Source organism: Pseudomonas sp. NY15356 (assembly GCF_048068175.1).
In the GTDB taxonomy this organism is placed as follows: domain Bacteria; phylum Pseudomonadota; class Gammaproteobacteria; order Pseudomonadales; family Pseudomonadaceae; genus Aquipseudomonas; species Aquipseudomonas putida_K.
In genome coordinates this window covers 16898-29326 of sequence record NZ_JBLUPW010000015.1, presented here as the reverse complement: position 1 = coordinate 29326, position 12429 = coordinate 16898, and the positions used below count along the sequence as shown (strand labels likewise).

The following is a 12429-nucleotide window of genomic DNA, read 5'->3' as shown; positions in this document are numbered from 1 at the left end:
GCCGGGCGGGCTACGCCCTCGCCTCAGCAATACCAGGGAGCCATACGCTCGCCCACCCCATACCGCTCCCTCGCCTGCGCCAGCACCTCCTCACTCAACCGCCCCTGCCCGACCAGGCTGTACAACGCTCCCATCACCACGCTGTACTGGTCCACCTCGAAGAAGCGCCGCAATTGCGGGCGGGTGTCGCTACGCCCGAAGCCGTCGGTGCCGAGGGTCATATAGGGCGCCTGTACATATTCGGCAATCAACTGCGGCCAGGCCCGCGCATAGTCGCTGGCCGCGACCACGGGCGCATCACCGGCTAGGCAACGGCTTACATGGCTTTCCTGCCCACCGCCGTGCCCACGTACCGACGCACGCTGCGCATCCCGCGCCTCGCGGGCCAGTTCGCTGTAGCTGGTCACGCTGAACACCTCGCTGTCGACCTGCCATTCGGTGGCCAACAGCTCACTGGCGGCGACGACCTCGCGCAGGATTGCACCCGAGCCCAGCAGCCGCACCGTGCCACGCGACTGCAGCGCGTGCTGGCTGGCGAACAGGTACATGCCGCGCAACACATCCGCATGCTTGCCCTCGGGGAGCGAAGGCTGTGGGTAGTTTTCGTTCATCACCGCCACGTAATGGAACTCGTCCTGCTGTTCCACCAGCATGCGCCGGGCGGCATGGTCGAGGATCACCGCCAGCTCACCGGCAAAGCAGGGGTCCCAGGCTCTGCAATTGGGGACCAGCGCCGCCATCACCAGGCTCGAACCGTCTTGGTGCTGCAGCCCTTCGCCACCCAAGGTGGTACGCCCGGCCGTGGCGCCCAGCAACAGGCCGCGAGCACGCTGGTCCGCGGCCGCCCAGATCAGGTCGCCGACCCGCTGGAAGCCGAACATCGAATAGTAGATGTACACCGGCAGCATGGGCTCACCATGCACCGCATAGGACGTTGCCGCAGCCACCCACGAGGAAATCGCCCCAGCTTCGGTGATGCCCTCCTCCAACAACTGACCGTCCCTGGCTTCCCGGTAGGTCAGCAGAGAACCTGCATCCTCCGGCTCATAACGTTGCCCGCAGGACGAGTAGATGCCGATCTGCCGGAACAGACTGGCCATGCCGAAGGTACGCGCCTCGTCCGCGACGATGGGCACTACCCGCGGCCCCAACCCTGGCGCCTTCAGCCAATGCCCAAGCAGGCGCACCGCCGCCATGGTGGTGGACATCTCCTTGCCCTGGGCCTGCAGGGCGAAGTCGCCGAAGGTTGCCAGGTCAGGCACCGGCAGTCGGGGGCAATCGCTGCGCCGTACAGGCAAAGGCCCACCGAGAGCCGCACGACGCTGGTGCAGGTACAGCATTTCCGGGCTGTCGTCTGCCGGGCGATAGAAGCGCAACTGCGCCACCGCTTCGTCCGATAACGGCAGGTGGAAGCGATCCCGAAACGCCAGCAGCGCCTGGACATCCAGCTTCTTGGCCTGGTGCGCGGTCATCCTTGATTCGCCGGCACTGCTCATGCCGTAGCCCTTCTTGGTCTTGGCCAGGATCACCGTTGGCCGGCCCTTGCAGGCCTTGGCCGCAGCGTAGGCCGCATGCAACTTGCGAAAATCGTGGCCACCCCGTTTGAGGGCGTTGATCTGCTCGGCGCTCATGTGCGCCACCAGCCGCTGCAGGGCCGGGTGCTGGTTGAAGAAGTGCTCGAGGTTGTAGGTGCCGTCCTTGGCGCCGAGGGTCTGATACTGCCCATCCGGCGTCGCGGCCAGCTGGCGCAGCAGCACGTGCTCATGGTCGCGGGCGAACAGCGGGTCCCATTCCGAGCCCCAGAGCACCTTGATCACATTCCAGCCGGCGCCACTGAACAGTGCCTCGAGTTCCTGGATGATCTGGCCGTTGCCGCGTACCGGGCCATCCAGCCGCTGCAGGTTGCAGTTGACGATGAAGGTCAGGTTGTCCAGCCCCTCCCGCACCGCCAGGGTCAAGCCGGCGATGGATTCCGGCTCGTCCATCTCGCCGTCTCCGAACACGCCCCAGACATGCCGCGAGTCTGTGTCGGCCAGGCCGCGATGCTGCAGGTAGCGCATGAAGCGCGCCTGGTAGATTGCATTGAGCGGGCCGATGCCCATGGAGCCGGTGGGAAATTGCCAGAAATCGGGCATCAGCCAGGGGTGTGGATAGGAGCACAGGCCATTGCCAGTGACCTCCTGGCGATAGTTGGCCAGTTGCGCCTCGCTCAGGCGCCCTTCGAGAAAGGCACGCGCATAGATGCCCGGTGCCGAATGGGGCTGGAAGAACACCAGATCGCCGGTGCGCTGTTCTCCACCGCCTTCGCCGCGGAAGAAATGCTGGAAGCCGACCTCGAAGATCTCCGCAGCCGAAGCGTAGCTGGCGATATGCCCGCCCAGGTCACCATAGGCGTGGTTGGCTCGCACCACCATGGCCAGGGCGTTCCAGCGCAGGATGCCGGTGATGCGTTCGTCCAGTTCCAGATCACCGGGATAGGCGCCCTGCTGCTCCACCGGCAAGGTGTTGCGGTAGGCGGAAAACGGCAGGGCATCGCGCGCCAGGCCCAGCGCCAGGGCATGGCTCTGCAGGCGCTGCAACAGGTAGCGTGCCCGCGCCGGGCCGCAATGGGCCAGCGTGGATTCGAGTGCATCGCACCATTCAGCCGTTTCGGCCGGGTCGCTGTCCAGGTCGACATCTTGAGCCGAGGATGGCTCGTTCGGGTTGATCATTGCCACCATCGGGTGTCCCCTTCGCAGAACAAACGCATCACTGTCTGATTTCGCGGTCCCTGTAGGAGCGGGCTTGTCCCGCGAAGCCCTTGCCAGGCAACCGCGATGGCAAGACCGGCCCAATCGCGGGGCAAGCCCGCTCCCACAGCGTTCAGCGTTGCCCCGAGAAAGCACAGGCCTTCAACGCCTGGGCGATATCGGCGACCAGGTCCTCGATGTCCTCCAGGCCCACCGACAGGCGCACCAGGCCCTCGGAAATGCCATGGTGGGCACGCTCCTGCGGCGTATAGCTGGAATGGGTCATGCTCGCCGGGTGCTGGGCCAACGACTCGGCGTCGCCCAGGCTCACGGCGCGGCTGAACAGTTGCAGCGCATTCATGAACCGCCGCCCCGCCTCGATGCCGCCTTTGAGTTCGAAGGCGATCATCCCACCGGGCAGGCGCATCTGCCGCTGGGCCAGCGCATGCTGAGGGAAGCTGGGCAAGCCTGGATAGTGGATCAGTTCCACCTGGGGCTGGCGCGCCAGGTACTCGGCCAGTTGCTGGGCATTGCTGCAATGGCGCTCCATGCGCAGGGTCAGGGTCTTCATGCCACGCATCAGCAGCGAGGCATCATGGGGTGAGAGCACCGCACCGGTCATGTCCTTGAGCCCTTCCAGCCGGATTCGGTCGATCAACGCCTTGCGCCCCACCACCAGGCCTGCCGTGATATCGCCATGGCCGCTCAGGTACTTGGTGGCCGAATGCACCACCAGATCGGCGCCGAGCTCCAGCGGGCGTTGCAGGTAGGGCGTGCAATAGGTGTTGTCGACCACGATGTGGATGTCATGCCCGCGCACCGCGTCGGCCACGGCCGCGATATCGAACAACTGCATGTTGGGGTTGGCCGGGCTTTCGAAATAGATCATCCGGGTTTTCGCCGTGATGGCCGCCTTCAGGGAGTTTTCGTCGTTGAGGTCGACGTGGCGGATCTTCACGCCGAACTCGCCGATGCCGTGGTGCAGGTAGGCGAAGGTGCAGCCATACAAGGTGCGCCCGACAATCAGCTCGTCGCCCGGACGCAGCAAGGTCCATAGCGTCGAGGTGATGGCGCCCATCCCCGACGCCAGCGCCAAGCCCGCCTCGCCGCCTTCCAGCGACGCCATGCGCTGCTCGAGCAGGGCCAGGGTCGGGTTGGAGATGCGGCTGTAGAAATGCCCGCTCTCCTCCCCGGCGAAACAGGCAGCACCGTACTCGACAGTCGGGAAGGCGTAGGTCGCGGTCTGGTATACCGGCGGCACCAGTGCGCCGCCATGGGACAGTGGGTCGTAACCATGGTGGATGGCCCGCGTGGAAAAACCGGTCTTGTTATCGCAGTCGCGCATGGCAACAGCCTCTGGTGGTTTGTTATAAGCTTATGCCACCAGGCAGCGGGTATTTTTCCAAAATCGCCCACTCAGCTGCAGGTTTTCTGGAATAAAAACAACAATCATGACATCGGGAGGGCAAGAAATGCCTTCGACCCTGGACCGCACCGACCGCGCCCTGCTCGCGGCCCTGCAAGACAATGCCCGCCTCACCGTCGCCGAACTGGCCGACCAGGTTTCCCTGACCACCTCGCCCTGCTGGCGGCGCGTCAAGTTGCTCGAGGACAACGGCTATATCACCGGCTACCAGGCCATCCTTTCGCCCAAGTCACTGGGCTTCGGCGTCACGGCCTTCGTCAGCATCATGATGGATTCGCACACCAAGGAAATGGCCCTGGCATTCGAAAAGCGATTGCTGGAGATCCCGGAGATCGTGTCTTGCCACAACATTTCCGGGCGGTATGACTTTCTGCTGGAGATATTGGCGCGGGACTTGGAGTCGTTTGGGGAGTTCACCCGGGAAGTGTTGCAGCGGTTGCCAGGGGTGAAGGAGATCTATTCGAGTTTTTCGTACAAGGCGGTGAAGGAAAAGCGGGTCATACCGGTGTCGGAAGCCCATATCTAATGCCCTATAACGACCGCCAAGCTACAAAGAGCTTATAGCTTGGGGGCTACGCCACATGGCCATCATTTGTTGGTCATGGAAAGTCATGCGGTATATTAATGAGCGGCTTAGGGACAGGAGGGTAAATTTCTGGGTATATCTTTATCCTTCTACATCTCTTACATGCCTCACCCTCCTGAAAACCGAGTCAATTTCCGCCCTAATCAATGAAAAACGTCCTACATCACAGAAGGATTTTTCCCACATAGAATAATCAGATCTGGGCGCCCTTAATCGACAATAATTCATCGAGCACAAACGGCCAGTCAAAAAAAATAGATTACGGGCTCCCCATGAAGCAATTAGCAGTGATGACCATGTTCTTGCTATGTGGATGCAGCGGCGAAATGCCCATGATTCTCCCAGACAAGCAAGATATCCATTTCCAGTGCGATATGGACCCCTACAAGCAAGGCTGCGAGCGGCAGATGGATTATCAAGAGCATTTTCGATGGATAAAAGACCCTACAGCTTGAAGCGGGTAACACGGCCTGGAAAGCAGAAAGGTGGCTGAAATTCAGCCCATAAGAAAAGAACACCCGCCGTGGCTCAAGGGCGCACATTCAAGCAGTTGGGCCGCTACGCCTCCCATCACGGGACAAGCCCGCTCCTACAAGGGGCTCGTTCACCTTGAGGATTGTGTGGTCCTGTCGATGGGCTGCATAGCAGCCCCTTGGCGGGGTTGCTATGCATGTGCGGAACAACAGGATCATTGCCCGTTTAAACCCGACTCACGGCTTACGCCAGGTGTGGCCGCCCTCGTCATCGCCACCACGGCGGAGGTCGATAATGCCCTGCTGAATTGCTGCTTTCATGGTCATGCTCCTTGTGCAAAAGCTGGCGGCGTTGCCAGCTTGGGTAGCATGCCGGGTGGTAGCGACCGGGATGCAGCATGCAGCGATTCCTGGATTGGTTTGTGAGCCGGAGGCCGGTGCTGCGTTGTCTAGGCAGCCGCAATCGCAGGGCAAGCTGCTCCCACAGGATCGGCGCTACGCGCCTGCTCTAACAGCGCAGCCCGGCTCGCGGGACGTCAATGATGAGCGGCCTGGGCCTTTTCCAGCACTTCGATACGCTGGTTCAGCTCACGTACCGACTCGATCAGCGGGCCCACCAGCTTCTCGTAATCGACCGTCAGCAGGCCATCCTTCTCATGCACCAGCTCGGGGTAGACCTCTTTCACATTCTGCGCAACGACACCGATGTCCTCGCGCCCCGACGCCTTCCACTTGAAGCGCACACCATGGATCTTGGTCAAGGTGTTGGTCGAGTCCAGCAGGGTCTCGACATTGGTCTTCAAGCGCTCATCGCTGAACGGGCAGCACTTGGCGCCGAGGTCGGCGTAGGCAGTGCTTGCAACGGTACCGGAAAGAGCGAGTAGCGCAATGGAGACGACTTTCTTGAGGGACATGAATTTTCCTACACGGATTGTTTATTTGCCGCGCAACGATGTCGCAGCGAGGCAACGCGCAAAAGCTGGCTTTTCAACAGCACCCTGGGGAAAACAGCCAAATGCAAAAAAGAAAACCCCGCCGAAGCGGGGTTTTCCATTGACGCATCGCAGATCAGATCACGCCGCGTTTGCGCAGCACATCCAGCACCTGCTTGACGCCTTCTTCGACGCTGGTGACCTGGGTGTCGATCACCAGGTCCGCGTCCAGCGGCACATCGTACGGGAAGCTTTCGCCCGGGATGTTGTCGCCACCAGCAGCATAGAGGCCTTGCGGGTCGCGCTCACGGCAGGCGATCGGCGATGCCTGCACGTAGACGGTGACCAGGCGCTCCTTGCCGATCAGTGCCTTGGCCTGCTCGCGGCCTTCGGCGTCCGGCGCCACGAAGGCGGCCAGGGTCAGCATGCCGGCTTCGTTGAACTGGCGCGCCACATGGGCGGCACGACGCCAGTTCTCGGTACGGCCGGCGCGGTCCTGCGGCAGGCCCTTGTTCAGGTCATGGCGCAGGTTCTGGCCGTCGAGCACGTATACTGCACGGCCCATGTCGAACAACTTGCGTTCGACGGCATAGGCCAGGGTGCTCTTGCCCGCGCCGGACAGGCCGCTGAACAGCACGGTGGCCGGCTGCTGGCCGAAGCGCAGGGCACGTTCCTCGGTGGAGACGTGAGCCAGCTTGCCATGGTGGCCGGTGCTGCCGTGCGGCAATACGGGCGGCGCGATGATCATGCCGGCGCCGACGGTGCCGTTGGTCAGGCGGTCGATGACGATGAACGCGCCGGTGGTGCGGTTGCTGTCGTAACCGTCCAGGGCGATAGCGGCGTCCAGGCTGACCTTGACGCGGCCGATCTCGTTCAGTTGCAGCGCACTGGCAGCGCCCTGCTCCAGGGTATTCACATCCACCTTGTGGGTGATGCTGGCGATAGAGCCCGGCACGTAGCTGGTGGCGCGCTTGATGTCGTACTTCTTGCCCGGCAGCATCGGCTCCTCGGCCATCCACACCAGCATGGCGTCGAACTGGTCGGTCACCGGTGGGACGTTGTCAGCATGCACCAGCAGGTCGCCACGGGAAATGTCGATCTCGTCTTCCATGGTCAGGGTCACGGCCTGGCCTGGCCCTGCGTTTTCCAGCTCGCCTTCGAAGGTAACGATGGACTTGACCCGGCTGCTCTTGCCCGACGGCAGCACGACCACTTCGTCACCCTTGTGCACGATGCCGCTGGCGATGGTGCCGGCGAAACCGCGGAAGTTCAGGTTCGGACGGTTGACGTACTGCACCGGGAAGCGCAGGTCGGTGAAGTTGCGATCGGCCGCCACTTCCACGGTCTCGAGGATTTCCATCAGCGCAGGGCCGGTGTACCACGGCGAACGCTCGCTGCGGTTGACCACGTTGTCGCCCTTGAGCGCCGACATCGGCACGAAGTGCAGGCTCGATGGCTTGAGGTTGATGCCCTCGGCGAACTTCAGGTAGTCGGCTTTAATCGACTCGAAGACCTGCTCGTCGAAGTTTTTCAGGTCCATCTTGTTGACCGCGACCACGATATGCTTGATGCCCAGCAACGAGGCGATGAAGCTGTGCCGGCGGGTCTGGGTCTGCACGCCGTAGCGGGCATCGACCAGGATGATCGCCAGGTCGCAGGTCGAGGCGCCGGTGGCCATGTTGCGGGTGTACTGCTCGTGGCCCGGGGTGTCGGCGATGATGAACTTGCGCTTGGCGGTGGAGAAATAGCGGTAGGCGACATCGATGGTGATGCCCTGCTCGCGCTCGGCCTGAAGGCCATCGACCAGCAGCGCCAGGTCCACGTCCTCGCCGGTGGTGCCGACTTTCTTGGAGTCGCGGGTGATGGCCTCGAGGTGGTCCTCGTAGATCATCTTGGAGTCGTGCAGCAGGCGCCCGATCAGGGTGCTCTTGCCGTCATCCACGTTGCCGCAGGTGAGGAAACGCAGCAGTTCTTTGCGCTCGTGCTGAGCCAGATAAGCGACGATGTCTTCGCTGATCAAATCGGATTGGTGCGACATGGAGTAACCCTGAGAATTAGAAATAGCCCTGACGTTTCTTGTCTTCCATGGAGCCTGCGCCATCGTGGTCGATGACACGGCCCTGGCGCTCGGAAGTGCGCGTCAGGAGCATTTCCTGAATGATGTCGGTGAGGCTGTCGGCCTCCGACTCCACCGCGCCCGTCAACGGGTAGCAGCCGAGGGTACGGAAACGCACCTTCTTCTTGACGATACGTGCCTTCTCCTCATCGGTAAGGTGCTCGAGGATGCGCTCGTCGTCGATCATGATCAGGGTGCCGTTCTTCTCGATGACCTCGCGCTCGGCGGCGAAGTACAGCGGCACGATCGGGATGCCTTCGAGATAGATGTACTGCCAGATGTCCAGCTCGGTCCAGTTCGACAGCGGGAAGACGCGGATCGACTCGCCCTTGTTGACCTTGCCGTTGTAGATGTTCCACAGCTCCGGGCGCTGGTTCTTAGGGTCCCAGCGGTGCTTGCTGTCGCGGAAGGAGTACACGCGCTCCTTGGCCCGGGACTTCTCCTCGTCGCGGCGGGCGCCGCCGAACGCGGCATCGAAGCCGTACTTGTCCAGCGCCTGCTTCAGGCCCTGGGTCTTCATGATGTCGGTGTGCTTGGAGCTGCCATGAGTGAACGGGTTGATGCCCTGGGCCACGCCTTCGGGGTTGACGTGAGTGATCAGTTCCAGGCCCATCTCCTCGACCATCTTGTCGCGGAAGCGGTACATCTCCTGGAATTTCCACTGGGTGTCGACGTGCATCACCGGGAACGGCAGCTTGCCCGGGAAGAAGGCCTTGCGCGCCAGGTGCAGCATCACGGCGGAGTCCTTGCCGATCGAGTACAGCATCACCGGGTTGTCGAACTCGGCGGCCACCTCGCGGATGATGTGGATGCTCTCCGCCTCCAGCTGTTTCAAGTGCGTCAGTTTGTCGACCATGGCTACTCACGAAAAACGATCTTATGGACGGCCAGCGGGCCGTGTTCGAGGCTGGCACTGTATCACAGCACTTGATTCTATTTAGGAGGCTGGCTAGACCGAAAGAATCTAACGATATGACTGGGGGTTTGGGGTGAATCGAGGGCAGCTGCGCAGCCCAATCGCCAGCAAGCCGGCTCCCACCGGCCTGCGCTGTTCCAGAGACATCGCCATAGCAGTGGAAGCCGGCTTGCCGGCGATTGGCCGATGAAATCAGATCGGGTTCGGGCAGTCGATGAACAGGTGCTCCAGCGCAAAGCGCCGAGCCAGGTAGTCGCCCAGCGCCTGGACGCCATAACGCTCGGTCGCGTGGTGGCCAGCGGCGATGAAGCTGATGCCGTTCTCGCGGGCGCTGTGGAAGGTCTGCTCGGACGCCTCGCCGCTCAAGAACAGGTCGACCCCTGCAGCAATGGCGGTGTCGATGTACCCCTGCCCACCGCCGGTGCACCAGCCCACCCGACGGATCATCTGCTCGCCCTCGATCACCAGCGGTTCGCGCCCCATGACCTCCTGCACCCGCCGAGCGAAATCACGCGCCGACACCGGCTCGGCGAGCGACCCCACCAGGCCGACCACCTTGGGGTTGTCCGGGTCCAGCAGCCCCTCGACAGTGATATCCAGCTGGCGAGCCAGCTGCACGTTGTTGCCCACCTCCGGGTGCAGGTCCAGCGGCAGGTGATAGGCCAGCAGGCTGATGTCATGCTTGAGCAGGGTCTTGAGGCGGCGCTGCTTCATGCCGGTGATGCAGGGATTCTCGCCTTTCCAGAAGTAACCGTGATGCACCAGCACCAGGTCGGCCTCGGCCTCGACCGCGGCGTCGAGCAAGGCCTGGCTGGCGGTGACACCACTGACGATGCGGCTGACCTGCGGCCGGCCCTCGACCTGCAGGCCGTTGGGGCAGTAATCCTGGATCTTGGCGCTGGCCAGGTAGCGCTCGGCTTCCTCCACCAGGGTGCTCAGGGCGACGGCCATGGAAAATCTCCTCGAAATCTGCACGTTCGGTGGGCGCAACGCCCGTATAATGGCCGCCATTATGGGCCGTCGCCGGCTTCGGGGAAACCGGCTGCAATCGGCTGGGGATCCGTGCGTGGCATCGTCAGTCGCGGGTAAATCCGCTCCCACAGGGTCGATACACCCCGTGTAGGAGCGCTGCTACCAGTGTATGATCGCGCGCGCTCGCTCCCCGCTGCGTAGCCACCGGCCCCTGCCCTACTCCCAGGATTCATTCGATGCTCAAGGCTTTGCGTTTTTTTGGATGGCCCCTGCTTACCGGCGTGCTGATCGCCATGCTGATCATCCAGCGTTTTCCCGAATGGGTCGGCCTGCCCAGCCAGGACGTCAACCTGCAGCAGGCCCCCCAGACCTCGCGCATCGTGCAGGGGCCGGTGTCCTATGCCGACGCCGTGACCCTGGCCGCCCCGGCCGTGGCCAACCTGTACACCACCAAGGTGGTGAACAAGAGTTCGCACCCGCTGTTCGAAGACCCGCAGTTCCGCCGCTTCTTCGGCGACAACCTGCCCAAGCAACGGCGCTGGGAGTCGAGCCTGGGTTCGGCGGTGATCATGAGCCCCGAAGGCTACCTGCTGACCAACAACCACGTGACCAGCGGCGCCGACCAGATCGTGGTGGCGCTCAAGGACGGCCGTGAAACCCTTGCGCGGGTGATCGGCAGCGACCCGGAAACCGACCTCGCGGTCTTGAAGATCGACCTGAAGAAACTGCCGGCCATCACCATCGGCCGCTCCGACACCATCCACATCGGCGATGTATCCCTGGCTATCGGCAACCCCTTCGGCGTCGGCCAGACCGTGACCATGGGCATCATCAGCGCCACCGGCCGCAACCAGCTGGGCCTGAACAACTACGAAGACTTCATCCAGACGGACGCGGCGATCAACCCGGGCAACTCGGGCGGGGCGCTGATCGATGCCAACGGCAACCTGATCGGCATCAACACTGCGATCTTCTCCAAGTCCGGTGGTTCCCAAGGCATCGGTTTCGCCATCCCGGTCAAGCTGGCGTTGGAGGTCATGAAGTCGATCGTCGAACATGGCCAGGTGATCCGTGGCTGGCTGGGCATCGAGGTGCAGCCGCTGAGCCAGGAACTGGCCGAGTCCTATGGCATGAAGGACCGCCCGGGCATCGTGGTGGCAGGCATCTTCCGCGACGGCCCGGCGCAACGTGCAGGCCTGCAGCTGGGTGACGTGATCCTGAGCATCAACGGCGAACCGGCCGGCGACGGACGCAAGTCGATGAACCAGGTGGCGCGGATCAAGCCCAACGAGAAGATTTCCATCGAAGTGATGCGCAATGGCGAACAGCTCAAGCTGATCGCCGAAGTGGGGTTGCGGCCGCCACCGGCGCCGGTTGCGGCGCAGGAACAGAAGTAAACCAGGGGCTGCTTTGCAGCCCTTTCGCGGCACAAGGCCGCGCCTACAGGAAATCGCGTGTCTCCCGTAGGAGCGGCCTTGTGCCGCGAAAGGGCCGCAACGCGGCCCCAACACATCAATGCAGGATCTGGCTGAGGAACAACTTGGTCCGGTCACTGCGCGGCCGGTCGAAGAAGTCATCCGGCGCCGCCTGTTCCACGATCTCGCCCTTGTCCATGAAGATCACCCGGTTCGCCACCGTCCGGGCAAAGCCCATCTCGTGGGTCACACAGAGCATGGTCATGCCGTCCTCGGCCAGGCCCACCATGGTATCGAGCACCTCTTTGACCATCTCCGGATCCAGGGCCGAGGTCGGTTCATCGAACAGCATGATCTTGGGCTTCATGCACAGCGCCCGGGCGATCGCCACGCGCTGTTGCTGGCCACCGGACAACTGCCCCGGATACTTGTGCGCCTGTTCGGGAATGCGCACCCGCTCCAGGTAGTGCATGGCGATTTCCTCGGCCTTGCGCCGGGGCATCTTGCGTACCCACATCGGCGCCAGGGTGCAGTTCTCCAGGATGCTCAGGTGCGGGAACAGGTTGAAGTGCTGGAACACCATGCCCACCTCACGGCGGATCGCCTCGATCTGCTTGAGGTCATTGGTCAGCTCCACGCCATCGACCACGATACGGCCCTGCTGGTGCTCTTCCAGGCGGTTGAGGCAGCGGATGGTGGTCGACTTACCCGAGCCCGACGGCCCGCACAGCACGATACGTTCACCCTGGCGCACGTTCAGGTTGATGTCCTTGAGCACGTGGAACTGCCCATACCACTTGTTCACACCCTGCATCTGGATGATGCCTTCGGGGCCGACAGGCTGCTTGCTCGCTTCACTCATTT

At 62.6% G+C, this 12429-nt stretch carries 9 protein-coding genes; 2 read left to right on the top strand and 7 right to left on the bottom strand.

The genetic code is table 11. The features are described 5' to 3' along the window. Nucleotides 1-23: 23 nt before the first annotated feature. Both mdeB and ACNFCI_RS13755 read right to left on the bottom strand, forming a co-directional pair. Nucleotides 24-2720, bottom strand: coding sequence for an alpha-ketoglutarate dehydrogenase (gene mdeB, locus ACNFCI_RS13760; RefSeq protein ID WP_416768021.1), 2697 nt, complete (start codon nt 2718-2720; stop codon nt 24-26). Between the two features lie 142 nt (nt 2721-2862). Beyond that, complete coding sequence (locus tag ACNFCI_RS13755) at nt 2863-4074, bottom strand: methionine gamma-lyase (protein WP_368829345.1); 1212 nt, start codon at nt 4072-4074, stop codon at nt 2863-2865. Nucleotides 4075-4201: 127 nt separating this feature from the next. On the opposite strand from ACNFCI_RS13755, the gene ACNFCI_RS13750 reads away from it, so the two are divergent. After that, nucleotides 4202-4681: an Lrp/AsnC family transcriptional regulator gene (locus ACNFCI_RS13750; RefSeq protein WP_084857231.1), complete on the top strand. Its 480-nt coding sequence runs from the start codon at nt 4202-4204 to the stop codon at nt 4679-4681. 1069 nt (nt 4682-5750) lie between these two features. On the opposite strand, the gene ACNFCI_RS13745 is transcribed toward ACNFCI_RS13750, so the two are convergent. From ACNFCI_RS13745 to ACNFCI_RS13730, 4 genes are all read right to left on the bottom strand, one after another. Next, nucleotides 5751-6128, bottom strand: coding sequence for a tail fiber domain-containing protein (locus ACNFCI_RS13745; RefSeq protein ID WP_084857229.1), 378 nt, complete (start codon nt 6126-6128; stop codon nt 5751-5753). 154 nt (nt 6129-6282) lie between these two features. After that, a complete protein-coding gene (cysN, locus tag ACNFCI_RS13740; RefSeq protein ID WP_368829347.1) occupies nt 6283-8184 on the bottom strand; it encodes a sulfate adenylyltransferase subunit CysN in 1902 nt (633 codons plus the stop codon). Nucleotides 8185-8200: 16 nt separating this feature from the next. Beyond that, on the bottom strand, nt 8201-9118 hold the full coding sequence (gene cysD / locus ACNFCI_RS13735; RefSeq protein ID WP_084857225.1) for a sulfate adenylyltransferase subunit CysD: 918 nt from the start codon (nt 9116-9118) through the stop codon (nt 8201-8203). A 252-nt stretch (nt 9119-9370) separates the two neighbouring features. After that, nucleotides 9371-10129 (bottom strand): Nif3-like dinuclear metal center hexameric protein, encoded by a 759-nt coding sequence (locus ACNFCI_RS13730; protein ID WP_084857223.1) that lies wholly within the window; start codon nt 10127-10129, stop codon nt 9371-9373. A gap of 257 nt (nt 10130-10386) precedes the next feature. On the opposite strand from ACNFCI_RS13730, the gene algW reads away from it, so the two are divergent. Next, on the top strand, nt 10387-11547 hold the full coding sequence (gene algW / locus ACNFCI_RS13725; RefSeq protein ID WP_084857221.1) for a Do family serine endopeptidase AlgW: 1161 nt from the start codon (nt 10387-10389) through the stop codon (nt 11545-11547). 115 nt (nt 11548-11662) lie between these two features. Here algW and ACNFCI_RS13720 read toward each other — a convergent pair whose 3' ends face one another. Then, complete coding sequence (locus ACNFCI_RS13720) at nt 11663-12427, bottom strand: amino acid ABC transporter ATP-binding protein (protein ID WP_084857219.1); 765 nt, start codon at nt 12425-12427, stop codon at nt 11663-11665. Nucleotides 12428-12429: the final 2 nt, after the last annotated feature.

Excerpts from the sequence above, each read along its gene's own strand:
- mdeB (WP_416768021.1), bottom strand. The coding sequence starts at position 2,720 with ATGGTGGCAATGATCAACCCGAACGAGCCATCCTCGGCTCAAGATGTC.
- ACNFCI_RS13755 (WP_368829345.1), bottom strand. The coding sequence starts at position 4,074 with ATGCGCGACTGCGATAACAAGACCGGTTTTTCCACGCGGGCCATCCAC.
- ACNFCI_RS13750 (WP_084857231.1), top strand. The coding sequence starts at position 4,202 with ATGCCTTCGACCCTGGACCGCACCGACCGCGCCCTGCTCGCGGCCCTG.
- ACNFCI_RS13745 (WP_084857229.1), bottom strand. The coding sequence starts at position 6,128 with ATGTCCCTCAAGAAAGTCGTCTCCATTGCGCTACTCGCTCTTTCCGGT.
- cysN (WP_368829347.1), bottom strand. The coding sequence starts at position 8,184 with ATGTCGCACCAATCCGATTTGATCAGCGAAGACATCGTCGCTTATCTG.
- cysD (WP_084857225.1), bottom strand. The coding sequence starts at position 9,118 with ATGGTCGACAAACTGACGCACTTGAAACAGCTGGAGGCGGAGAGCATC.
- ACNFCI_RS13730 (WP_084857223.1), bottom strand. The coding sequence starts at position 10,129 with ATGGCCGTCGCCCTGAGCACCCTGGTGGAGGAAGCCGAGCGCTACCTG.
- algW (WP_084857221.1), top strand. The coding sequence starts at position 10,387 with ATGCTCAAGGCTTTGCGTTTTTTTGGATGGCCCCTGCTTACCGGCGTG.
- ACNFCI_RS13720 (WP_084857219.1), bottom strand. The coding sequence starts at position 12,427 with ATGAGTGAAGCGAGCAAGCAGCCTGTCGGCCCCGAAGGCATCATCCAG.